The organism is Demequina oxidasica (genome assembly GCF_000975115.1).
Classification (GTDB): domain Bacteria; phylum Actinomycetota; class Actinomycetes; order Actinomycetales; family Demequinaceae; genus Demequina; species Demequina oxidasica.
On the sequence record NZ_BBRE01000001.1, the window covers coordinates 675075 to 697432 of the forward strand.

General features: G+C 64.5%; 22 protein-coding genes and 1 tRNA gene. 9 read left to right on the forward strand and 14 right to left on the reverse strand.

What is annotated here, in order from left to right; translation table 11 throughout:
• Positions 1–47 precede the first annotated feature (47 nt).
• The 4 genes from AOP77_RS03060 (at position 48) to AOP77_RS03075 (ending at position 3436) form a co-directional block, all read left to right on the forward strand.
• A complete protein-coding gene (locus AOP77_RS03060; RefSeq protein WP_062209195.1) occupies positions 48–941 on the forward strand; it encodes an ABC transporter substrate-binding protein in 894 nt (297 codons plus the stop codon).
• A gap of 33 nt (positions 942–974) precedes the next feature.
• Complete coding sequence (locus tag AOP77_RS03065) at positions 975–1841, forward strand: amino acid ABC transporter permease (RefSeq protein WP_062209197.1); 867 nt, start codon at positions 975–977, stop codon at positions 1839–1841.
• Complete coding sequence (locus AOP77_RS03070) at positions 1838–2572, forward strand: amino acid ABC transporter ATP-binding protein (protein ID WP_062209200.1); 735 nt, start codon at positions 1838–1840, stop codon at positions 2570–2572. Before AOP77_RS03065 ends, AOP77_RS03070 begins: the two co-directional genes overlap by 4 nt.
• Before the next feature lie 282 nt (positions 2573–2854).
• A complete protein-coding gene (locus AOP77_RS03075; protein WP_160300032.1) occupies positions 2855–3436 on the forward strand; it encodes a hypothetical protein in 582 nt (193 codons plus the stop codon).
• An 11-nt stretch (positions 3437–3447) separates the two neighbouring features.
• Here AOP77_RS03075 and pth read toward each other — a convergent pair whose 3' ends face one another.
• Together pth and AOP77_RS03085 are read right to left on the reverse strand one after the other, a co-directional pair.
• Positions 3448–4041, reverse strand: coding sequence for an aminoacyl-tRNA hydrolase (pth, locus tag AOP77_RS03080; RefSeq protein WP_062209206.1), 594 nt, complete (start codon positions 4039–4041; stop codon positions 3448–3450).
• 219 nt (positions 4042–4260) lie between these two features.
• Positions 4261–4887: a 50S ribosomal protein L25/general stress protein Ctc gene (locus AOP77_RS03085; protein ID WP_062209210.1), complete on the reverse strand. Its 627-nt coding sequence runs from the start codon at positions 4885–4887 to the stop codon at positions 4261–4263.
• A 184-nt stretch (positions 4888–5071) separates the two neighbouring features.
• Between AOP77_RS03085 and AOP77_RS03090 the strand changes: the two genes are divergently transcribed.
• From AOP77_RS03090 to AOP77_RS03100, 3 genes are all read left to right on the forward strand, one after another.
• Complete coding sequence (locus AOP77_RS03090) at positions 5072–5866, forward strand: DUF1206 domain-containing protein (protein ID WP_062209213.1); 795 nt, start codon at positions 5072–5074, stop codon at positions 5864–5866.
• Between the two features lie 3 nt (positions 5867–5869).
• On the forward strand, positions 5870–6592 hold the full coding sequence (locus AOP77_RS03095) for a phosphatase PAP2 family protein (protein WP_084622230.1): 723 nt from the start codon (positions 5870–5872) through the stop codon (positions 6590–6592).
• A 101-nt stretch (positions 6593–6693) separates the two neighbouring features.
• A complete protein-coding gene (locus tag AOP77_RS03100) occupies positions 6694–7341 on the forward strand; it encodes a hypothetical protein (RefSeq protein WP_062209216.1) in 648 nt (215 codons plus the stop codon).
• Positions 7342–7379: 38 nt separating this feature from the next.
• Here the strand turns inward: AOP77_RS03100 and AOP77_RS03105 are convergent, their stop codons facing one another.
• From AOP77_RS03105 to AOP77_RS03115, 3 genes are all read right to left on the reverse strand, one after another.
• Positions 7380–8360 (reverse strand): ribose-phosphate diphosphokinase, encoded by a 981-nt coding sequence (locus tag AOP77_RS03105; RefSeq protein ID WP_062209219.1) that lies wholly within the window; start codon positions 8358–8360, stop codon positions 7380–7382.
• Positions 8357–9925 (reverse strand): bifunctional UDP-N-acetylglucosamine diphosphorylase/glucosamine-1-phosphate N-acetyltransferase GlmU, encoded by a 1569-nt coding sequence (gene glmU / locus AOP77_RS03110; RefSeq protein ID WP_084622232.1) that lies wholly within the window; start codon positions 9923–9925, stop codon positions 8357–8359. Before glmU ends, AOP77_RS03105 begins: the two co-directional genes overlap by 4 nt.
• Before the next feature lie 113 nt (positions 9926–10038).
• A tRNA-Gln gene (locus AOP77_RS03115) sits at positions 10039–10110 on the reverse strand.
• A gap of 95 nt (positions 10111–10205) precedes the next feature.
• On the opposite strand from AOP77_RS03115, the gene AOP77_RS03120 reads away from it, so the two are divergent.
• Positions 10206–10823, forward strand: coding sequence for a TetR/AcrR family transcriptional regulator (locus AOP77_RS03120; RefSeq protein ID WP_062211390.1), 618 nt, complete (start codon positions 10206–10208; stop codon positions 10821–10823).
• A 138-nt stretch (positions 10824–10961) separates the two neighbouring features.
• Positions 10962–11393 carry a large conductance mechanosensitive channel protein MscL gene (gene mscL, locus AOP77_RS03125; protein ID WP_369345397.1) on the forward strand — a complete coding sequence of 144 codons (432 nt, stop codon included), beginning with the start codon at positions 10962–10964 and terminating at the stop codon, positions 11391–11393.
• A gap of 312 nt (positions 11394–11705) precedes the next feature.
• On the opposite strand, the gene AOP77_RS03130 is transcribed toward mscL, so the two are convergent.
• From AOP77_RS03130 to AOP77_RS03170, 9 genes are all read right to left on the reverse strand, one after another.
• Entirely contained in the window at positions 11706–12635 is a 930-nt protein-coding gene (locus AOP77_RS03130; RefSeq protein WP_062209224.1) for a 4-(cytidine 5'-diphospho)-2-C-methyl-D-erythritol kinase, read from the reverse strand.
• A gap of 28 nt (positions 12636–12663) precedes the next feature.
• A complete protein-coding gene (rsmA, locus tag AOP77_RS03135) occupies positions 12664–13539 on the reverse strand; it encodes a 16S rRNA (adenine(1518)-N(6)/adenine(1519)-N(6))-dimethyltransferase RsmA (protein ID WP_062209226.1) in 876 nt (291 codons plus the stop codon).
• 3 nt (positions 13540–13542) lie between these two features.
• Complete coding sequence (locus AOP77_RS03140) at positions 13543–14352, reverse strand: G5 domain-containing protein (protein ID WP_236685742.1); 810 nt, start codon at positions 14350–14352, stop codon at positions 13543–13545.
• Positions 14353–14503: 151 nt separating this feature from the next.
• Complete coding sequence (locus AOP77_RS03145) at positions 14504–15355, reverse strand: TatD family hydrolase (RefSeq protein WP_062209233.1); 852 nt, start codon at positions 15353–15355, stop codon at positions 14504–14506.
• Positions 15356–15400: 45 nt separating this feature from the next.
• The gene (metG, locus tag AOP77_RS03150) at positions 15401–17194 is read right to left on the reverse strand and encodes a methionine--tRNA ligase (RefSeq protein WP_062209236.1); all 1794 of its coding nucleotides are present in this window, start codon (positions 17192–17194) and stop codon (positions 15401–15403) included.
• Positions 17195–17298: 104 nt separating this feature from the next.
• Positions 17299–18819, reverse strand: a complete 1521-nt coding sequence (gene araA, locus AOP77_RS03155) for an L-arabinose isomerase (protein WP_062209239.1) — start codon at positions 18817–18819, stop codon at positions 17299–17301.
• A complete protein-coding gene (locus AOP77_RS03160) occupies positions 18816–19553 on the reverse strand; it encodes an L-ribulose-5-phosphate 4-epimerase (protein ID WP_439644694.1) in 738 nt (245 codons plus the stop codon). The genes araA and AOP77_RS03160 overlap by 4 nt, the downstream gene beginning before the upstream one ends.
• Positions 19550–21214, reverse strand: a complete 1665-nt coding sequence (gene araB, locus AOP77_RS03165) for a ribulokinase (protein ID WP_062209242.1) — start codon at positions 21212–21214, stop codon at positions 19550–19552. Before araB ends, AOP77_RS03160 begins: the two co-directional genes overlap by 4 nt.
• Before the next feature lie 118 nt (positions 21215–21332).
• Positions 21333–22328 (reverse strand): LacI family DNA-binding transcriptional regulator, encoded by a 996-nt coding sequence (locus tag AOP77_RS03170; RefSeq protein ID WP_084622234.1) that lies wholly within the window; start codon positions 22326–22328, stop codon positions 21333–21335.
• Positions 22329–22358 lie beyond the last annotated feature (30 nt).

Genomic DNA, 22358 nt, shown 5'->3' on the forward strand with positions numbered 1-22358 from the left:
GGCGCCACAACGTTTTCACTACTTTCATCAATTACACAGGAGAACCCATGCCAGTCACGCCTACGTTCCGCAGCACCATTGTTGCCACCACCGCGATCGCCGCGCTTGCGCTCGCCGGCTGCTCCTCGTCCTCGGACGACGATGCCTCGGCCACCCCGGCGGCTTCGACCCCGGCGACCTCAGCCACCGCATCGGCTCCCGCCACCGCGGCTCTCGACACCGTCACCGCCGACAAGCTGACTATCGCCACCGGCCAGCCGGCTTACGAGCCCTGGATGGTTGACGACGACCCCACGAACGGCAAGGGATTCGAGTCCGCGATTGCCTACGCGGTTGCCGAGCAGCTCGGTTACGCCCACGACGACGTCGAGTGGGTTCGCGCGTCCTTCGAGTCCTCGATCGCCCCCGGGCCCAAGGATTGGGACCTGAACATCCAGCAGTTCTCCATCACGCCTGAGCGCGAGAACGCTGTCGACTTCTCGAGCCCGTACTACACGACCTCGCAGGCAATCCTCACCACCGAGGGCTCGCCCGCAGCGACTGTCACCACGCTCGACGACCTGTCGCACGTCAAGGTGGGTGTCGCGAGCGGTACCACTAGCTACGACGTCGCCGCCGAGGCCCTCGGTGCCGACAGCCTCGCCGTGTTTAACTCCACCGAGGACACCGCCCTCGCACTTAGCTCGGGCCAGATCGATGCGTTCGTGACCGACCTGCCCACCGCGTTCTACCTCGCCTCGGTCGAGCTCGACAACGGCGTGATTGTGGGCCAGTTCGACTCGCACGCCGGTGGCGACGAGTTTGGCTTTGTCCTTCCCAAGGGCTCGCCCAACACCGTGACCGTCACTGCGGCCGTCGACGCATTGCGCGAGGATGGGACACTAGACGCCATCGAGACCGAGTGGCTCAGCACCGCGGTCGACATCCCCGTCCTCAGCTAAGGCACGCTCCACACCTAAAGAAGTGAGACAGACGTGACGGACGGAGTGCCCCAGGTGACCTGGGCTCCCAGCGAACTCGAGCTTGCGCGGCGACAACACCGCCGCAAGGCCTCGGGGCGCTCCGTCCTCATCGCGATCGTCTCGACCATCCTGTTTGTGGGCGTAATCGCCCTCGTTCTTATCAACACGCCCGGGTGGGAGAGCGTCAAGGCCACCTTCTTTGACCTCTCCGTGGCAAAGGAGAGCTTGCCTGCGGTACTCCAGGGTCTGTGGCTCAACATCCGGGTGCTGTTCTTTGCGACCATCGGCGTCGCGGTACTGGGCACCGGGCTGGCCGTAATTCGGTCACTGCGCGGACCCGTCTGGTTCCCTCTGCGTGCCCTCGCCACCATCTACACCGATCTGTTCCGAGGCGTGCCCGTGCTGATCGTGCTGTTCCTGGTGGGCTTCGGCATTCCCGCACTGGAAATCTTCCCGCGCTTGCCCGCTGGCGTCTGGGGCGGAATCGCCATCACCCTGTGCTACTCGGCGTACGTCGCCGAGGTTTTGCGCGCCGGCATGGAGGCAGTGCACCCCTCGCAGCGCATTGCCGCCCGCTCGCTCGGCCTGACCCACGCGGAGACGCTGCGCGTGGTGGTCATCCCCCAGGGCCTGCGCAAGGTGATCCCGCCGCTCATGAACGACTTTGTGTCCATGCAGAAGGACGTGGGACTCATCTCCGTCCTGGGCGCCGTGGACGCCGTCCGCGCCGCACAAATCGAGGTGGCGCAGTCCTTCAACTTCACGCCCTACGTCGTCGCCGCGCTACTGTTCGTGGCCCTGTCCTTCCCCGTCATCCGCGTCACGGATCACATCTCCGCGCGCATGGCCCGCCGCGAACAGTCCGGAGGCACCGTATGAGCGTCCTGAAACTGAACAACGTGTGGAAGCGCTTTGGCGACGTCGAGGTGCTCAAGGGCGTGGACCTCACACTCGAGGAACACGACGTTGTGGTACTCATTGGCGCCTCCGGCTCCGGAAAATCCACGCTGCTGCGCACCATCAACCTCATCGAACAGGTCGACGACGGCCAGGTGATCCTGAGCGGCGACGACATCACGGACCCCCGCACTGACGTCGACAAGGCCCGCGCGCGCATTGGCGTGGTGTTCCAGCAATTCAACTTGTTCCCTCACATGAAGGTCATCGACAACGTGACCCTCGCCGCGCGTCGGGTTCACAAATGGCCCGCCGCCAAGGCCCGCGCCAAGGGCGTAGCGCTGCTCGAGAAGTTCGGACTTGGAGACAAGGTCGACGAGTACTCCGATCGCCTCTCCGGCGGTCAGCAACAGCGCGTCGCAATAGTGCGCGCCATCATGACTGACCCCGAGCTGCTCCTGCTCGACGAGATCACCTCAGCACTCGACCCCATGCTCGTGGGCGAAGTGCTAGACCTGGTCCGCGACCTCAAGGAGGGCGGCTCCACCATGCTGATCGCGACGCACGAGATGTCCTTTGCGCGCACGGTGGCCGACCGCATCGTCTTCATGCACGGTGGCCGCATTCTCGAGACCGGAACCCCCGAGCAGATCTTCAGCGCACCGGAGCGCCCCGAGACGCAGGAGTTTCTCGCGCGCATCATGCATCGTTAGATCTCAGACCTCCTCCCCCGCTGATGCGCAAGGCAATCCTCGACACGACCCCGCACGACGCCCGGCCGAGGGGCCCGGCGTCAACGCCATCTCAAAGCGGAGGAATTTTGCCGCTGTTAGTCTGGCCACATGGCCCACTTTCGTCTTTCAGCGGCGATCCTAGCGATCGCATCTTTCGCACTGGTCGGATGCGGTTCCGACGGCTCGCCCACGGCGTCGCCTAGTGCGACGCCGTCCGCCGCGCCCTCATCGACAGTCGTAGCACCCACTCCTGCGGCAAGCATGTCTGCACCGCCCGAAACCCCCGTTGCCAGTCCCTCGCCGAGCGCCAGCGCCACGGACAGCGCACCTACGCCAACTGACTATGGTGACCCTGCCACGTGGACCATCACACCCAGCGGCATTGGCCCCCTCACTGTCGACATGACCCCCGCAGAGGTCAGTACGGTCACTGGGGTGGACTACTCAGCGGACATCAAGGAATCCGAGCAGGCCTTCGGTGGTGCTTGCGGAGCCTGGCTGCTCGGACCCGACCAGCCGCTGACCTCGATGTCGGTACTGGTCGCCAGCGAGGGCATCGACGGACCAGTGGACGTCTACATGGTTGACCCGTACGAACAGACCGACTCGGCCTTCCCCACCACCGCCGAGGGCCTTGGCGTGGGTTCAACCAAGGCCGATGTCGAGTCCGTCTACGGCAGTGATCTGCAGCGCGAGGATTCGCTCTACGTTCCCCGCGGTGAGCGCCTGTGGACCGAGCAGGCTGGTGAAGGAATCCTCTTTGAGACGGACGGCAATGGAGTGGTCACGTCGGTGAGGTCCGGCCGCCTGCCGCAGTTGCGCCACTCAGAAGGTTGCGCCTAGGTCACCTGCCGCTACTTGGTGTGGAAGCGCAGTTGCGCGGCCTCCAGGCCGTCGACTACTACGGCCTCCACGGCATCCGCGCCGTCGCTAATCAGCATTGGCAATTCTTTGCGCTCGGTCGAACTGAACGCCTTAAGAACAAAGGCCGCAGCGTCCATGCGTCCTGGCGGGCGGCCCACTCCGACACGCACGCGCACGTAGTCCGGCGTGCCGAGCGCCTTGGTGATGTCCTTCAGCCCGTTGTGGCCGCCTGACCCACCGCCGCGCTTAAGTTTGATCGTGCCGAAAGGAATGTCCAGCTCGTCGTGAACCACCACCACCTCGGTGGGCTCGACCGACAGGTACTTCGCGAGTGCGCTCACTGGCCCGCCAGAGACGTTCATATACGAAGACGGGGTGGCGACCGTTGCCGAGACTCCCGCAGGGCCGATGCCACCGATGCGCACCTGAGCGACGCGCGCGTTCACCTTGCGGTTGGCTGACAGCGACGCGCCGCCAGCACGGGCCAGTTCGGCGATGACCATCTGGCCGATGTTGTGGCGGGTTTCCGCGTATTCGGGGCCGGGGTTGCCCAGCCCAATCACTAGCGCACTCATGTGACACATCCTTGACCATTGCGACGGGAAAGCGCAGCGCCCGCCGCGGGAGGCGACGGGCGCTGCGACACTAATGGATGAGCCTAACGCCTCGGACAGCGGTCAGGTTGAGCCAGCGCCACAAGGCGCATTGTGGTGCAGAGGCTACCGATCACCGTCACCCACACACAACGAAGCCCGCCACCGAGGTGACGGGCTTCGTTGAAAGCGGGTGAGTTTGGGAGACGACTACGAGTCGTTCTCTTCCGACTCAAGTGCCTGAGCAGCGGCCTCTGCAGCCACTTCCTCTTCAACCTGCTCGTCCTCGGCGGAGGCACGAGGAACGGTGATCGCGACGATGAGCTGCTCGGGGTCGCCGGCGAGCTCGCTACCCTTGGGGAGGTCGACCTCACCAGCGGTGACCTTGGCGCCCTCTTCGAGGCCCTCGATCGACACGGTAACCGAGTCGGGGAGGTTCGTGGCCTCTGCGAGGATCGACAGCGACGAGTTCTCGAGCACGTGAATGGTGCCGGGAGCGGACTCGCCTTCGAGGTGAACCTGCACGTCAACCGTGATCTTCTCGCCCTTGCGGACCAGCAGCAGGTCGATGTGCTCGATGATCTGCAGAACGGGGTCACGCTGGACGTCCTTGGCGATCGCGAGCTGAGGCTCTTCGCCCTCGATAGTGATGGTGAACAGTGCGTTCTGGTGCTTGAGCGCCATCATGGTCTGGTGACCGGGGAGCAGGACGTGCGCGGGCTCTCCGCCGTGACCGTAAAGGACTGCGGGGATCTTGCCGGCGGCGCGTGCGCGACGGGCAAAGCCCTTACCGAACTGGGTGCGGACTTCCGCGGCAAGCTTCAGCTTGTCAGACATTTTGATTCTCCTGGTGACGTCAGATGGTGGCCGGGGCGAGACAGGGGCCACTTAAGCATCTGCCGCGTCGATAACGCCAAGCCGCAGGGGGCCCAGCCTCGCCGAGGAACTGAGCAAGTCTACCCGCTTTTAAGGGGCCCCGGCAACGCCACATTGTGGGCGCTCGCGTGTAGTGTCTGGAGACATGGCAAACAATAAGAGTTCTCAGGCCCGAAGTGGCAAAAGCGGTGACGCGTGGGAGACGGCGGCCCGTGGCGGCTACTTCGTCTCTGGCGTACTGCACATCTTCCTGGGCTTCATCGTCGCAAAGATCGGCTTTGGCTCTGGCGGCGAGGCCGACCAAAGCACAGCGCTCAGCAGCATCGGCGATGCCCCCCTCGGCAACGTGATCCTATGGATCTCTGCTATGGCCTTCATCGCGCTCGGCGCGTGGCAGCTCGCGGACGTCTTCCACCGCGGTCAAGAAGCGAAGGACCGCGCCAAGGCTGCCGGCAAGGCAGTGCTGTACGGGGCGCTTGCCTTCACGACCATCTCCATTGCGATGGGCTCCGGAGGCTCCGATGGCGACGAGCAAAGCGAGGGCTTCGCCAGTAGCCTCATGTCCGCACCGGCTGGACGCTTCCTAGTGGGTGCCGTGGGCCTCGGCATCATCGCCGGCGCGGTCTATCACGTCCACAAGGGGTGGACCAAGAAGTTCCTTCAAGACCTCGCGGCCACCGGCGGCCGCGAACTGTCCAAGGCCGTGCGCACCCTGGGAACCGTCGGGTACATCGCTAAGGGCGCCGCGCTTGGCGTGGTAGGCGTGCTCTTCACCTATGCTGCTATCACCGCCGACCCGGACAAGGCCAAGGGCCTGGACGGCGCGGTGGAGACGCTGCTTGGCGCACCGGGCGGACCAATTCTCGTGGTGCTGGTGGGCATCGGGTTCGCGGCCTACGGCCTGTACTCGTTTGCTCGCGCGCGTTACGCAAGGATGTAGCCGATGCTAGGACCGGGACCTGGGACGATTGCGCCCACTGGCGCTGAGGTAGGCCGCGGCCTTCTGAAGCGCGTCTTGCTACCCAGCATCGTGCTGTGGGTAGCAGTTGCTGGAGTTGGCTTCCTCATCGTCGACGTCTTCCAACTGGACGAGAGTGCGCTCAGCGAGTCGTTTGTCGATGCGAGGAGTGACCAGTGGGACACGGTCACGCACTTCATCTCCTCGATGGGCAACACCCCCATCTTGATGGGGACGTGTGCCGTCATTGTGCTGTTCATCTGGTGGCAGTCGCGGATGTGGTGGTTCGCCATTGTGCCCGCCATCTCACTCACCGTTCAAGTAAGCATCTTCCTCACCACATCGCTGCTGATTGGGCGTGAACGTCCGGACGTCGAGCAGTTGGACCAAGCGGCACCTACCTCAAGTTTCCCCAGTGGCCACACCGGTGCGACCACCAGCGTGTATCTAGCCGTGGCCCTGTGCGCGACGCGCATCCAGAACGTGTGGCTGCGCGTCACCGTGCAGATCATCTGCGTGTTGATACCCATCGGAATGGCGCTGTCACGCGTGTATCGCGGCATGCACCACCCCACCGATGTCGTAGTGGGGTTGGGAATCGGCGCCACCTGCGCGATCATCGCGTGGAACTGGCTTCCCACGCGCGCCCCGAACGAGGTAGCCGGGAAAAGGTCCCAGCCACATACGCGCGATATGGAACCCCGGTAGACCACCAACCTGGTTCGACGTCGTGGTGTCAGAGCCTGCCCTCCGTGGACCTAGCGCTAGCATGGCACCAGAATTTTTTGCTATCGACCCTTGGAGAGACCGTGTCACTTCTGGAAAAGATCGTCCGCCCTCTGCTCGCTGGCACCGCTGCACTTGTGGTTGCGACGTCTGTGGCGGCCTGCTCCGCTGAAGGCGACACGAACCCGTCGCCCACGGCCGATTCGTCTGCTGGCACTGACTCCAGTTCGAACGCTAGTGCCGCTGAAGGCTACTGCACCGATCAAGGGGGCGAGGTTCAGGAGCGTCAGCCCACTTTCGGAACCAACAACGATCAGTCGTCCTGGGTGGAACTCGGCGACGCCACCTCCGTGTGCCGCTTCCAAACGCTCGGCGATGACGACTCCCGCATCTACGTCGACCTCACCACGCTTTACAGCGAACAGCCCACGCTCGCGGCCCTCGCGTACTTGGCCAAGACTCAGCCAGAAGGCAAACCCAGCGGCAATCCAGCAGCGGCACTCTGCGCGCAAATTGGCGGCGCCTCATCATTCGGAGACGATGCATCCGGCGGCGGGATGGTCAACACAGACGATCCCATCGACACGGTCTTTGTGCCGTGCACGTTCGCAGATCAGTCTTTCATTGAGGAATGGGGCATCGCCTACTACGCCGATGACTCGGTTCGGGGTATCGATCTTGCCGATGTATTCCGCTTTGACGTGAAGGCAACGCAAGACCTACTCGGCTAGCGCGCGCTGCGGGCTCAACGCCCGCAGCGTACTGGGCGCTAGACGTTGCCCTGGAACAGGCTGGTGACCGAGCCGTCGTCAAAGACCTCGCGCACTGCGCGGGCGATTAGCGGGGCGATCGACAGCACCGTGAGCTTGTCGAACTGCTTGTCCTCGCTGATGGGCAGGGTGTCCGTGACGACGACCTCGGAGATACCCGAGTCGCGCAGACGGTCCACGGCCGGGCCGGACAGCAAGCCGTGCGTGGAGGTCACGATGACATCCTTGGCGCCGTTTTCGAACAGCGCCTCCGCAGCTTGCACAATGGTTCCACCAGTGTCAATCATGTCGTCCACCAGGACGCACGTGCGGCCCTTCACCTCACCCACGAGCTCGTGAACCTTGACCTGGTTGGGCACGGACGGGTCGCGACGCTTGTGGATGATGGCGAGCGGTGCACCGAGGTAGTCCGACCACTGGTCGGCCAGTCGCACACGGCCAGCGTCAGGGGAGACGATGGTGAGGTTGTCCGAGGCGACACGGGTGCGCACGTACTGCGCGAGCAAGGGCATGGCCCACAGGTGGTCCACGGGGCCGTCAAAAAATCCCTGAATCTGCGAAGTGTGCAGGTCGACTGACATGATGCGGTCAGCGCCGGCCGTCTTGAAGAGGTCGGCCATGAGGCGGGCCGAAATGGGCTCGCGGCCCTTGTGCTTCTTATCCTGACGCGCATAGCCGTAGCAAGGCATGATGACGGTGATGGCCTTAGCGGAGGCGCGCTTCATGGCGTCAACCATGATGAGCTGCTCCATGATGGACTCATTGATGGGAGCTGCGTGCGACTGCAAAACAAAGCAGTCAGCGCCGCGCACACTCTCCCCAAAGCGCACATACAGCTCGCCGTTGGCGAAGGTATACGCCGTGGTGGGGAGGAGTTCGATGTCCATCTGCTTGGCGACGGCGGTCGCGAGGTCCGGGTGAGCCCGGCCTCCGGCCAGCACCAGGCGTCGCTCGCTCGAGTTCGAGATAACGGCGGTCATTCTTCTCCCTTAGTGTCGGCGGCCGCGGAGGCGCGCTCCTCCTGTGCTCCCGACGATAACCCGTCAAGAGTGCCTGTCGCCTCCGCAGCGCGTGCGGCGGCATCGGCCGATGGTGTGCCGGGCCGGCGTCGTTGGACCCAGCCCTCCACGTTTTGCTGCGGTGAACTATTGATCGCGAGCGCCCCCGCGGGCACGTCATGACGAATCGTGGTTCCCGCGCCCGAATACGCGCCGTCGCCTATAGTCAGCGGCGCAATGAGCGTGTTATCCGAGCCTATGCGCACGTGGCTTCCCACGTTGGTGTGGTGCTTATTGACGCCGTCGTAGTTGACGAAGATGGTCGCGGCGCCGATGTTGGTGCCCTCGCCCACTGTGGCGTCGCCTACGTAGCTGAGGTGCGGCACCTTGGAGCCGGCACCAATCTTGGCGTTCTTGGTCTCGACGAACGCGCCGATCTTGCCGTCCGCCCCCAGCTGAGTGCCTGGGCGCAGGAACGAGAAGGGGCCCACCGTTGCTCCGGCCTCGATCACGGCGAGCGTGCCGTGGCTACGGATGACGGTGGCACCCTCACCTACCTCGACGTCCGTAAGCGTGGTGTCCGGACCGATGACGGCGCCGGTTGCGATGGTGGTCGCGCCCTTGAGTTGCGTACCGGGAAGAAGCGTGGAATCAGGCGCGAGCATCACGTCCGAGTCGATCCACGTGGTCGCCGGATCCTGGACGGTGACGCCCTCGCGCATCCAGCCCTCGACAATGCGGCGGTTCATGGCCGTGGCGGCCTGTGCCAGGTGAACCCGGTCGTTAACACCCTCAACGGCGGCAGCATCGGGCGCGATCATGGCTCCCACGCGGCCACCCGCCTCCCGGGCGAGGGCGAGCACGTCGGTGAGATACACCTCGCCCTGGGCGTTGTCCTGCCCGACGTGAGCGAGGCTGTCGCGCAGCGTCGCTGCGTCGAAGACATAGATGCCGGCATTGATCTCGGCGATCGCGCGCTGGGCGTCGGAGGCATCCTTCTCCTCCACGATTCCAAGAATGGCACCGTCGTCGCCTCGGACGATGCGGCCGTAACCCTTGGGGACAGCGACTTCTGCGGTCAGCACGGTCGCAGCGTTGCCGGCAGCCTGGTGAGCCTCGACGAGGGCCTGGAGAAGTGCGCCGTCAACAAGTGGAACGTCGCCCGAGGTCACGACGATGGCACCATCGGCCTGGGCATCGAGAACCGTCCGGTCCCCCACAGCGCCGCCCGCGACAGCCGCCGCGATGGCGGTGGTGTCCAGCGCACTAAGACCGCAGAAGACCGCCCTGCCAGTGCCGGGGACGTCGTCCTGGTCGGCGATCAGCGCATCAGGCGCGATCTCATGGATGTGAGCGGCGACGCGGTCACGGTCATGACGCACCACCACGACTGTGCGCTGCGGCTCGAGTGCGGCGGACGCTACGAGCGCGTGATGCACGAGCGAACGGCCGCCTATTTCGTGAAGAACCTTGGGTGTCGATGACTTCATGCGTGTGCCGGCACCGGCCGCAAGAATCATGACGGCTACGGGTCGGGTGTCGCTCACCGGCCCCCCTCGTCTCGCCCCCAGTGGGGCGGTTGCGATTGATGTCCCTACCCTACCTGGCGCGCACGGTTGCTCGCGTCGCTCCGGACGCAATCTAGCTCGTGCGCGGGGTGTTCCGCCCACAGGATTCGAACCTGTACCGCAAGGCTCCAAAGGCCTGCATGCTGCCGTTACACTAGGGCGGACCGAGGGACTCACGCCCCCACGGCGTACAGTCTGCCAGGATTCACGGCACACTATGTACGTGAGCACCGAACCCAAGAAGGCCCCCCGCGCCCGGATGACCGCGCGTGATCGCCGCGAGCAACTGGTGAACGTGGCCCGGTCGCTATTCGCCGAGAAGGGCTTTGACGGCACCTCAGTCGAGGAGATCGCCCTGCGGGCAGACGTATCAAAGCCGGTGGTATACGAGCACTTTGGCGGCAAGGAAGGCATCTATGCTGTGATCGTCGACCGTGAAGTTGGGGACCTGACCGGCGCGCTCACGCAGGCGCTAGCGCAGCGCGGACACCCCAAGCAGCACGTGGAACGCGCGGCTATGGCATTGCTCACATACATCGAGGACAGCCCCGACGGATTCCGCATTCTGGTGCGTGACTCCCCCGTCGCGCAAACCACCGGCACCTTCTCCTCGCTGATCGGCGACGTTGCGACCCAGGTGGAAGGTCTGCTCGCTGGGCAGTTCATCAAGCGTGGACTGGACCCTGCCGTTGCACCGATCTACTCGCAAATGCTCGTGGGGATGGTCGCGCTTACGGGCCAGCACTGGGCCGAGGTCCGCGAGCCATCCAAGCAAGAGGTCGCCGCGCACATCGTAAACCTCGCCTGGAACGGACTCTCCGACTTCGACCAGCAACCACAGCTCCCGTCGAGTCAAGGCGAGTTCGACGACAGATAGTCGGACGCCCCGCCCACTCCCCACCCCTCTGTGCAACCTCGACCGACCACCTCCTCGCAGCGGTCCTCGAGTAAAGACCTGCGTTCACAAAATTGCCTCGCGGTGCACATCGCCAATTCCTGCAGAGTTCGCTAGCGTGTGAACCAGCACATTCTCATCTCATCACCCAAGGAGAACCGCACCATGGTCAAAGGATTCAAGGACTTCATCACTCGCGGCAATGTAGTCGACCTTGCTGTCGCCGTTGTTATTGGCGCTGCGTTTGCGGCAGTAGTCAGTGCAATTGTAGAAGGGCTGATCAACCCACTCATCGCCGCAATTTTCGGCCAGCCGAACCTCGCCAGTGTTGGCAACTTCATGATCAACGACGCGCAATTTAGTATTGGTGTGGTTCTCCAGGCGCTCTTCAACTTCCTGGCCGTCGCCGTTGCGATCTATTTCATTATCGTTGTGCCGCTGAACCGCCTCGCGGAGCGCCGGAAGGCGAAGGACGAGCCCGTTGTCGAGGATGGACCCACCGAGGTCGAGCTGCTGATCGAGATCCGCGACGCGCTCAATAAGCAGGCCTAACAAGCGACCGCCCTCCCCCGTATTGGTCCGATTTGGCACGAACCCTGGGACTGCTGCGCCCTGTTGGTCCCATCTGACCCGGAACCCCGCATAGCGGCGTCAAGCACCCATGGTCGGTGGGCCCGAGTTCAGCAGGCCCAGAGTTATCGTCGACTGATTGCTTGCCAGGCGGCCCTGAGCCAAATTGGACCAACAGGGCGCCGAAGCACGCCAGAACGTGCGAAATCGGACCAACAGAGTGGCGGCCGGGATGTTCCCCTAGCGGCGCACGCACGTGAGGGATCGCTCGCAGTCGGTGCGGCAGGGTGGCGACTACCCCATCACCGTGGCACCCGGGGCCGGGCCGCTCACTGTCAGCACCGCGTCGGCGTCCCCGACTGCGGAGATATGCGCGGCAATTGCTAGGGCATGCTGGCGTGAGCGGGCCAATGCCGCCACTGTGGGCCCCGAACCGGAGATCATCACTCCCAGCGCCTCGGCATCGCGTGCAAGAGCCAACGTCTTCTTCAGGTGCGGGGCAAGGGCCAACGCCGGCCCTTGAAGATCATTGACCAACGCTGACCCGAGGGCACGCGGGTCTCCTGCCATCAGCGCGCTCATCACGGCATCGGAGAGATGCGGCGCACGCGCAACACGCTCCCCTGACGCCACCTGGCGGTCGAACTCCGCATAGACCGCGGGTGTGCTGAGCCCGTGTCCTTGCGTGGCAAACACCCAGTGAAACTCGCCGTGAGTCATTGCAGGAGACAGTTCATCCCCGCGGCCCAGACCGACCGCTGTGTGGCCGTGCAGGGCGAAGGGCACGTCCGCTCCAAGCCCCGCCGCTAGTTCGTCCAGCTCGTCGCGCGTCGCACCCACGTCCCAGGCCTCGGCACAGGCCAGCAGCGCCGCGGCTGCGTCAGCGCTTCCACCAGCCATGCCGCCAGCCACCGGCACCCCCTTGACGATGCGCAGGTTGACGCCGTCGGTGATGCCGTACTTGGCGGCCACCGCACGCGCTGCCTTCATCACCAGATTCGTCTCATCGAGCGGAACCGCGCCTGGGTCGGCCTTCACGGTGGGCAGCATGGTCATTTCGAGGACATAACGGTCATCATCGCGCGCAGAGGCGGTGACTGTCTCGAACAGGTCCACCGCCTGGAAGACCGTCGCGAGTGGGTGATAGCCGTCGTCCTGCTTAGGCCCCACGGAAAGCTGCAAATTCAGCTTGCCAGGCGCGCGGACGGTCACTTCACGAGTCATGCTTCACCGGTGTCATCGGACTCGAATGTCATTGCTCAAGAGTGGCAGAGCCTGCGGCCTCGCGCCGGGCAAGCTCCTCGGCGATGCGCACAAAGTCCGCGATCCCCAGCGCCTCACCGCGAGTGAGCGGCTCGATGCCGAGCGCGATGAGCGCCTCCTCGGCCTTAGCATTCGTGCCGGCAAGCTCGGCCAACGAACCGCGCAACCCCTTGCGCCGATGCGCGAAGGAGGCATCAATCACGGCCCACACCTGCTCGCGGCTCACGGTGGTCTCAGGCACCTCGCGGCGCTGCATGAGGACAAGCGCACTGTCGACGCGGGGCACGGGCCAGAACACGGCACGGCCCACATCGCCGGCGCGGCGCACCGAGCAATACCACGCAGCCTTCGCAGAGGGAATGCCGTAGGTGCGCGACCCGGGAGGAGCCGCGAGGCGGTCGGCTACCTCGGACTGGACCATGACGAGAATTCGCTCGAGCGACTCGAACGTCTCCAGGAAGTGCAGGATCACCGGGACCGACACGTTGTACGGCAGGTTCGCGACCAGCGCGGTGGGCGGCTCCGGAAGGGCATCGACCTTCATCGCATCTGCGCCGATGACGGTCAGGTTGCCCGCAAACTCAGGGGCCCGCTCGGCGACAGTCTGCGCCAGCGCGGCGGCCAAAACGGGATCAATCTCCACCGCGGTCACCCGCGCACCCGTCTCGAGCAGCGCGAGAGTCAACGAGCCCAGCCCGGGGCCAACCTCGACGACGTGGTCGTCGGCAGTCACCCCAGCGATGCGGACGATGCGCCGGACCGTACCGGCGTCAACCACGAAGTTCTGTCCCCACTTCTTGGTAGGGGCGGTATTCAGTCCCTCAGCAAGATTGCGAACGTCGTTCGGGCCGAGTAATTCGGCCACCCGCTAGTACCAGCCGACGTTCACCGAGTGCGCCCAGCCACCGCAGGGGGTGCCATAGCGTCCCTTGATGTAGCCAAGACCCCACTTGATCTGGGTCGCGGGGTTAGTCCTCCAGTCAGCACCGGCGGAGGACATCTTTGAGCCAGGAAGTGCCTGCGGGATGCCGTACGCGCTCGAGGAGGGGTTTGCCGCTCCGGTGCGCCAGTTCGATTCCTTGGTGAAGAGCGCGTTGAGGCACTCCCACTGTTCGCCGGTCCAGCCATAAATGCTGGCGGCCATCGACTTCCCGAGCGCACGGTTGGAGCCCGAGTTCGACGTGACGGGGACGTAGGCTGCCTTGGGCTCCGTCTTGGTACCGATTGCGACAACCTCGTCGGTGGGTTCGTCAACGAGGATGCGGAGCGACTCCTCGCGTTCGACCTCCACGCCGTCAACCTTCTTGACGGTGTAACTGACGAGTTCGGAGCCGTCCTTGCCTGGGGTCACGACCTTCTTGGTGCCCTTTTCCACGGAGGAATCATCCTTCTCCACCGAGTCGAACTTGAGTTCGTTCTCCACAGTTTCCGTGGTGACCTCGACATCGGAGTCGCCTGCCGCCACGGGGTTGACCACCGCGGCCAGGTCCTGAGCGGCGAGGCTCTTGCCCGCAGACGAGTCGAGCGGGTTGGCGCCAGCGGAGGCGAAGGAACCCACTGCGAATGCCACGATTGCTGTTGTCACTCCCACCTGGCGAAGAGTGCGAGTGCGCGACGTGGTGCGCTGGCGGCGATCACGGCGCCCCCCAGTCACGGGGTGCGTTCGGCGGTAGCTCAAGTGAGTCCTCTCGTCGCGTTCGGATGAACGCTTGGCCGGCAAGCGCGGGAAGAAACCGCGCATACGTCAGCGTCTTTTATCTCATATTCATAACGGTCGGCGCCAGCCGAGATTCTGGGAGGTGATGAATCACACACTCGTTATCGGCGAATTACCAGGGCCCATAGAGACGATTAGAGGTATCTGACACAGTTTTACAGGCAGTCTCCAGCGTCACACCAGTCACATCCGCAATGGTGCGCATGGTGAGCGGTACGAGGTATGGAGAGTTTGGCGCACCCCGGTGAGGATGGGGCGTAAGGAACGGCGCGTCGGTCTCGACGAGCACTCGGCTAAGGGGCGTGACAGACAGCGCCGCACGCAGCCCATGCGAGTTCTTGAAGGTCACCGTGCCCGCGAAACTGAGGAAGTATCCGCGGTCCGCGCACAGACGCGCCATTCCCGCGTCTCCGCTGAAGCAGTGGAACACCGTCTGATCTGGGGCGCCGTCCTGCTCGAGCACATCGATAACGTCGCCATGTGCATCGCGATCGTGAATTTGCAACGGCTTGCCAAGCTCCTTGGCCAGCGCGATGTGGTCGCGGAAAGACCGGATCTGCGCGTCCCGCCCCTCGGGGCCTGTACGGAAGTAGTCGAGCCCAGTCTCCCCCACCACACGGATTCGTTCACCCCGTGCGAGCTCGGCGATCTCTGCGAAGGCTTCGTCGTAACCCAGGCCACTCTCGTGCGTGCCGTCCACGTGCTGCGGCGCATCGTTCGGGTGCAGGGCTACGCCACCGAGCATCGCGGGATACTTCAGCACGGCCTGTGCGGTCCAACGGGCCGATGCCACGTCGCACCCAATTTGGACGACGCGATCAACCCCCACGGCCGATGCATCGGCGAGCTGCCGCTCGACGGATCTAGGCTCGTCGCCGGCTGGCCACTCAAGATGGCAGTGGTTGTCCGCCACCGGGAACGGCAGTGCCTCGGGAAGCGGGGGCCACTGCCCTCTACGGCTCACCGCGTCACTCTGTCATCGTCACGAGGACCATGCCACGCATGACAATCAGTTGTCCCCATTCATGCGCTCAAGCTCGGCCTCGACGATGTCGTCGTCGAGCTTGGTGAAGATGGGGCTCGGTGCAGGCACCGGGGTGCCCGCGACGATGGGATTGCGCGACCAGAGTCCAGCCTGACCCGAATAGTCACCCTGAATGACCGGGTAGTGCCGGTCGGGCAGGTCAAGGTCCTGAACCTCGTTCATCTGCGGCATGGGTGAGAACACTCCCGTTCCACCGAAGGCTTCGTGCACCTTCTGCGAGCTGTGAGGCATGAACGGCGAGAGCATCGTGTTGGCGTCGGCGATCAGCTGAGTGGCCACTCCGAGTACCGTCTTCATGCGCTCGGGGTCTTCGTTCTTGAGCTTCCAAGGGGCGGTGTCCGCGAGGTACTTATTCGCGTCCCCGACGACCCGCATGGCCTCGTTTATGCCGGCGCGCTGACGGTGAGTGCGCACCAGGTCGCCCACGGCGCCGAAGGCCGCCTGCGACGCATCGAGCGCTGCACGGTCCACGTCCTGCAGATCGTTCATCGCGGGAATCTCGCCCACATTCTTGTTCACCAGCGACGCGGTGCGGTTGACCAGGTTTCCCCAGCCGGCCACGAGCTCGTCATTGGTGCGGCGCTTGAACTCGGACCACGTGAAGTCGGCGTCCGAGGTCTCGGGGCCCGCCGTCGCGATGAAGTAGCGCAGCGCATCAGGCTGGTACCGGGCCAGCATGTCGCGCACGTAGATGACGTGACCGCGCGAGGAGGAGAACTTGGAGGACTCCATGGTGAGGAACTCGCTCGACACCACCTCGGTGGGCAACTGCAGGTCGCCAAACTCACTGAGTTTGCCGCCCTTAGAGCCCCGACCGTTGGCAGCAATGAGCTCTCCGGGCCAGATCTGGGAGTGGAACGTGATGTTGTCCTTGCCCATGAAGTAATAGGACAGGGCCTCGGGGTCGTTCCACCACTTGCGCCATGCCTCGGGCTCGCCCTCACGGCGCGCCCACTCAATGGACGCGGACAGGTAGCCGATGACGGCGTCAAACCACACGTAGAGGCGCTTGTTGGGGTTGTCTTCCCAGCCGGCAAGCGGCACGGGGATGCCCCAGTCGATGTCGCGTGTCATAGCGCGCGGGCGCATGTCTGACAGCAGGTTGCGCGAGAAGTTCATGACGTTGGGGCGCCAGCCTTGACGTGCGCCGAGCCACTCTGCCAGGGGCTCGGCGAGTGCAGGCAGGTCCAGGAAGAAGTGCTCGGTCTCTACGAACTTAGGCGTCTCGCCGTTGATCTTGCTGTGCGGGTTCTTGAGGTCGATCGCATCGAGCTGGTTTCCACAGTTGTCGCACTGGTCGCCGCGGGCGCCATCGTCGCCACAGATGGGGCACGTGCCCTCGATGTAGCGGTCGGGAAGCGTGCGGCCGGTGGACGGCGAGATCGCGCCACGGGTGGTCTGCTCGATCATGTAGCCGTTCGCATTGACGGCCTTGAACAGTGACTGCGCCACGGCGTAGTGATTGCCGGTGGTGGTGCGGGTGAAGAGGTCGTAGCTGAGGCCCAGCGACGTGAGGTCCTCGACGATGACGCGGTTGTAGCGGTCGGCGAGTTCCTGGGGCGACACGCCCTCCTGGTCGGCCTGGACCAAAATCGGTGTGCCGTGCTCGTCCGTGCCAGACACCATCAGTACGTCGTTGCCCGCCATGCGCATGTAGCGACTAAAGACATCGGAGGGGACGCCGAAACCGGCCACGTGGCCGATGTGTCGGGGCCCATTGGCATACGGCCAGGCAACAGCGGAGAGGATGTGTGACATGGCGTTTATCTTACTGACCCAGTAGGCAGAGGGTTAGCGCCGTGGGGCTCAGTCCCACGGCGCCGAGCGCCACTACAGCGCTTCCTCACCGGCGGAATAACTCATCAGAGCCTTTGGCTCAGGCGGTAGTACGCAGCATTCCACTTCATTTCACGCTCAAATTCTACGAGCGTGGTACCTGAGTCTATCGTCAGCATCTCCACCCCAGTCATATGGGCGAAATCTTGATAGACGGCGACGTCGAGCTGGTTAGACATGACCGTGTGGTGCGCTGCCCCCGCCGCAAGCCACGCAGAGGTCGCGGTACGGAAGTCGGGGGATGCCTTCCAGACCGCGTGGCCCACCGGGAGGTTTGGCATGGGCGAGGGCAGCGGCACATTCTCGACGACGTTGGCCACGAGGCGGAAGCGTTCGCGCATATCGCTCAGGGCCACCACGACCGCCGGCCCGGGATCCGCGGTGAAGACCAGCCTGACTGGATCCTCTTTACCGCCAATGCCGAGCGGGTGCACCTCTAGTCGAGGTGCGGACGAGGTGAGGCTAGGACTCACCTCGAGCATGTGAGCGCCCAGACTAAGTTCCTGGCCGGGCACCAAGTGGTACGTGTAGTCCTCCATGAGGCTGGCGCCGCCCGGGAGCCCTGCGCCCATCACGGCAGACAAGCGCACGAGGATCGCGGTCTTCCAGTCGCCCTCGGCGCCAAAACCGTAGCCGTCCGCCATGAGGCGCTGCACCGCGAGGCCAGGGAGCTGACGCAGCTCACCTAGATCCTCAAAACTGGTGGTGAACCCGTGGAAGCCCCCCTCCTCGAGGAACGAGCGAAGGCCGATCTCGACTGCCGCGCCGTATCGTAGCGAGTCCGCACGCTCTGCGCCGGGGAGTAGTTCAGCTGCGACGTCATACAGCTCGACGTACTCGGCTACCAGCGCATCAATGTCCGCCTCGGATGCGGCGTGGACAGCCTCGGCAAGCTCGTTGACCCCCCACGTGTTGATCTGGGCGCCAAACACAATCTCCGCCTCAGTCTTGTCGCCCTCGGTGACGGCGACGTAGCGCATGTTGTCGCCAAAGCGGGCGAGCTTGAGGTTCTTGGAGGCAGCGCGGCCTGCCGCAGCACGTGTCCAAGTGCCGATGCGCTTGGTGACCTCGGGGTCGGACACGTGACCCACCACAGTGGTGCGCGCGATTCCCATGCGGGCCTCGATGTAGCCGAACTCGCGGTCGCCGTGCGCCGCCTGGTTCAGGTTCATGAAGTCGAAGTCGATGCTGTCCCAGGGGAGTTCTACGTTTGCCTGCGTGTGGAAGTGCAGCAGCGGCTTCTGGAGCGCGTCCAGTCCGGTGATCCACATCTTGGCGGGGCTGAACGTGTGCATCCAGGTGATGACGCCGATCACGTTCTTGGCAGCATTGGCCTCGAGCATGATGTCGTGGATCGCGTCGCGGCCAGTGAGGACGGGCTTCCACACCACGGTCACCGGGATGTCCGAGGACTCCTGGAGTTGACGCGCGACGTCCTGCGACTGCGCCGCCACTTGGCGCAGTGTCTCCTCGCCGTAGAGGGTCTGGCTACCGGTCAGCAGCCACACTTCATAGGTGGCGAGGTCGGGGACGATGCTGGTGCTCACTTGTTCTCTCCTTGCGGGGCTTGCCCGTAGACATTCTGATAGCGGTCAAAGAGGGAGTCGATCGCCTCTTGAGGAATGGGGATGAGGTCGCCTGCCTGGCGGGCGATGTGGACGGTGCGCGCCACGTCCTCGCACATGACGGCCGCCTTCACGGCGTCCTTCGCGTCCTTGCCAATCGTGAATGGGCCGTGGTTCTGCATGAGCACGGCGCGAGACCGATGCCCGTCCAGGGTCTCCACGATGCCGCGTCCAATCGAGTCGTCGCCGATGATCGCGAAAGGGCCGAGCGGGATGGGTCCGCCAAACTCGTCGGCCATCGCGGTAATCACGCAGGGGATCTCCTCGCCGCGTGCAGCCCAGGCCACCGCGTAAGTCGAGTGCGTGTGCACCACTCCGCCGACGTGAGCCATGTGACGGTACACGTACGCATGCGCGGCCGTGTCGCTCGAGGGGCTGCGTTCCGAACCGTCCGAACCCTCGATGACGTTGCCGTCGAGGTCGCACAGGATCATGTTCTCCGGGCTCAGCTGGTCGTAGACCACGCCGCTGGGCTTGATCACGAACAGGTCGTAGCCGGGCACGCGACCGCTGACGTTGCCGCCGGTCCAGACGATCAGCTCGTTCTTCACGAGCTCATCGTGCAACTCGGCCACTTGGGTGCGTACGGTCGCGATGGCCTCGATGGCCTCCGCGGGCGCCACTCCGTTGGTAGTGGTCGGGTCTGCGCTAGTCACGACAGGACTTCCCTTCGGCGCTGCTTAAGCCTGCGCATCACGTCGTTCGCGCCGCGCCCAAAGTAGTCATGCAACTGGCTATATTCGGCGAAGAGCGCGTCGTAGGCATCGGCCGCCTCGTCGTTGGGCGTGTACGCCGCCTTGATGACCTTGCCCATGACCTCGGCTGCGGCGCGAACATTGGGGTACGCGCCGGCCGCGACGGCGGCGTGAATTGCTGAACCAAGCGCGGGGCCCTGATCGGAGTCGATGATCGAGATGGGCATGCGCAGCACGTCGCAGTAGGTCTGCATCAGCAGCGGGTTCTTGAGGAGGCCACCCGCGACCACGAACTCGGTGACCGGGACTCCGGCCGTATTGAACGTCTCGACGATGGTGCGGGCACCAAAGGCGGTCGCCTCAAGCAGCGCGCGGTACACCTGCTCGGGTCGCGTCGCGAGCGTGAGCCCCACGATGGTGCCGCTGAGCTCGGTGTTGACCAGCACGGAACGGTTGCCGTTGTGCCAGTCCAATGCAACTAGACCGTGGGCGCCAACGGGCTCCTCGTACGCCAGGTCAGTCAGGTACTGGTGAACCGACTTGCCCGCAGCCGCCGCGGCATCGTGCGATGCCTGGGGGACCTGGTTGTTGACGTACCAGGCGAAGATGTCGCCCACGCCGGACTGGCCCGCCTCGTAGCCAAAGAGGCCGTCGACAATTCCGCCATCAACGACGCCGCACATGCCGGGCACCTCCGCGAGGTGATCGCCATTCATCACGTGGCACGTGCTGGTGCCCATGATCGCGAGCATCTGGCCTGGCTCGACGGCCTTGGCAGCGGGGGCCGTGACGTGAGCGTCCACGTTACCGACCGCTACGTGAATTCCCTCGGGCAACCCGGTCCATTGTGCGGCCTCAGCCGTCAAAGTTCCGGCCGATGCTCCAAGGGCACCGATGCTGTGCGCCACCTTGGTAGTGGCGAAGTCGGCAAATTCGGGGTTGAGGGCGGCAAGGAAATCGCGGGAGGGCATCTCACCGTCCTGCAAGATTCCCTTGTAGCCGGCGGTGCAGGCGTTGCGGACATACTCGCCGCACAGTTGCCACACGATCCAGTCGGCCGCCTCGACCCAGTGGTCCATGCGGTGATAGATCTCGGGATCTTCCTCGAGCAGCTGCAGGCCCTTGGCGAACTCCCATTCACTGGAGATGAAGCCGCCGTAGCGTGCGAGCCACTTCTCGCCACGCTCGGTCGCGAGCGCATTGATGCGGTTGGCCTGGCCCTGTCCCGCATGGTGCTTCCACAGTTTGATGTACGCGTGGGGCCGGTCCGCGTACTCGGCGAGCTCGTTCAGGGGCGTGCCGTCCGCGAGCACCGGCATGGGGGTGGACGCGGTGAAGTCGGTGGCGATGCCGATGACGTCGGCCGGGTCGATGCCCGCGGCCCTGACGGCGTCAGGGACTGCCTTCTGCAGCACCTCGCGGTAGTCCTGCGGCACCTGCAACGCCCACTCGGGGGGCAGCGAAGCACCGGTCGCGGCAAGCGTCGTGTCCATGACCGCATGGGGGTATTCGTGAACCGCGCTGGCGAGTTCGGCGCCGTCGCTCACGCGGACGACTAGTGCACGCCCGGAGAGCGTCCCATAGTCCACTCCGATGACGTACTTGTGGTCCTCGTATGCCACTGAAGGCCTCCTTGCCTATTGGTCATTCACGCTTAGATTAACGTTAACATACCGCTCGCCGTGCGGCATTGCAATGTTCTTTTGAAGTGCGGCCACCCGGTGCGAGGCGACTAAGGCCCTAGATGCGGGCGACCGACTGACGCTCGACCAGCCAGGGGGTGAGCGGGCCACCCTGGGGCGCGGGCTCATCATCCAATTGCGCGAGGATGAGCTCAACCGCGCGGTGCCCTACGCCCTCGAAGTCCTGGTGGATCGTCGTCAGCGGGGGCAAGCTGTGCGCGGACTCGGGGATGTCGTCGAACCCCACCACCGACACGTCACCCGGCACGCTGCGCCCCGCGTCGCTCAGCGCGTGAATCAGACCCAACGCCATCTGGTCGTTCGAACAGAACACCGCCGTCGCATCCGGGGCAACGAGGGTGCCGCAGGCGTAGCCAGAATCGGCACGCCAGTCCCCCTCGAGCGTCTCGAACTCCGCCAGCCCATGCGCGGCCACGGCCTCGTCGAACGCGGCGCGACGCAACTGCGCCTCAAAGTAGTCCGAAGGGCCCGAGACATGCTGAATGCGGGTGTGCCCCATCGACCTCAGGTAGTCGATCGCGACGCGGACGCCATGAGCCTGGTCGATCGCCACCGCGTGGCCCGCGTCGTAGCCACCGGTCTGCAGGGTAATCACCGGCAGGTCGGCCTTCATACCCTCGAGCTGCGTCAGCACCATGTCGTGCGGCGCGACTACCACGAGCGCCTCGATCGAGCGGTTGTTCAGGAATTCAAGCGCCTCTGCAATTGACGCCGACTCCGAGGCTGAGCTCGTCACGAGCGGGAAGTAGCCCGCCTCGCGCATGGCGTGCTCGACGGCCTGGACGGAGGACATCTTGCCAAAGTTTGGCTCACCGGGGGTGAGGACACCAATCGAATGGGTGCGGCCGGTGACAAGCGCACGGGCCGCCATATTGCGGCGGTAACCCAGCTCCTCAATTGCGGCGAGCACTCGCTCGCGCGTAGCGGGACGCAGGTTGGCGGAGCCATTGATCACACGGGAAACGGTCTGGTGAGAGACGCCCGCGAGCGCGGCGACGTCATGCATGCTTGGACCTCGACTAGTCCCGCTCATGACGCCTCCTTTGGCCTGCGGCTTTCGTTG

Bases quoted from the DNA above. Each gene is read 5' to 3' on its own strand.
- AOP77_RS03060 (WP_062209195.1), top strand. From the start codon at position 48: ATGCCAGTCACGCCTACGTTCCGCAGCACCATTGTTGCCACCACCGCG.
- AOP77_RS03070 (WP_062209200.1), top strand. From the start codon at position 1,838: ATGAGCGTCCTGAAACTGAACAACGTGTGGAAGCGCTTTGGCGACGTC.
- AOP77_RS03075 (WP_160300032.1), top strand. From the start codon at position 2,855: ATGTCTGCACCGCCCGAAACCCCCGTTGCCAGTCCCTCGCCGAGCGCC.
- pth (WP_062209206.1), bottom strand. From the start codon at position 4,041: ATGTGTCACATGAGTGCGCTAGTGATTGGGCTGGGCAACCCCGGCCCC.
- AOP77_RS03085 (WP_062209210.1), bottom strand. From the start codon at position 4,887: ATGTCTGACAAGCTGAAGCTTGCCGCGGAAGTCCGCACCCAGTTCGGT.
- AOP77_RS03090 (WP_062209213.1), top strand. From the start codon at position 5,072: ATGGCAAACAATAAGAGTTCTCAGGCCCGAAGTGGCAAAAGCGGTGAC.
- AOP77_RS03095 (WP_084622230.1), top strand. From the start codon at position 5,870: ATGCTAGGACCGGGACCTGGGACGATTGCGCCCACTGGCGCTGAGGTA.
- AOP77_RS03105 (WP_062209219.1), bottom strand. From the start codon at position 8,360: ATGACCGCCGTTATCTCGAACTCGAGCGAGCGACGCCTGGTGCTGGCC.
- AOP77_RS03120 (WP_062211390.1), top strand. From the start codon at position 10,206: ATGACCGCGCGTGATCGCCGCGAGCAACTGGTGAACGTGGCCCGGTCG.
- AOP77_RS03130 (WP_062209224.1), bottom strand. From the start codon at position 12,635: ATGACTCGTGAAGTGACCGTCCGCGCGCCTGGCAAGCTGAATTTGCAG.
- metG (WP_062209236.1), bottom strand. From the start codon at position 17,194: ATGTCACACATCCTCTCCGCTGTTGCCTGGCCGTATGCCAATGGGCCC.
- AOP77_RS03170 (WP_084622234.1), bottom strand. From the start codon at position 22,328: ATGAGCGGGACTAGTCGAGGTCCAAGCATGCATGACGTCGCCGCGCTC.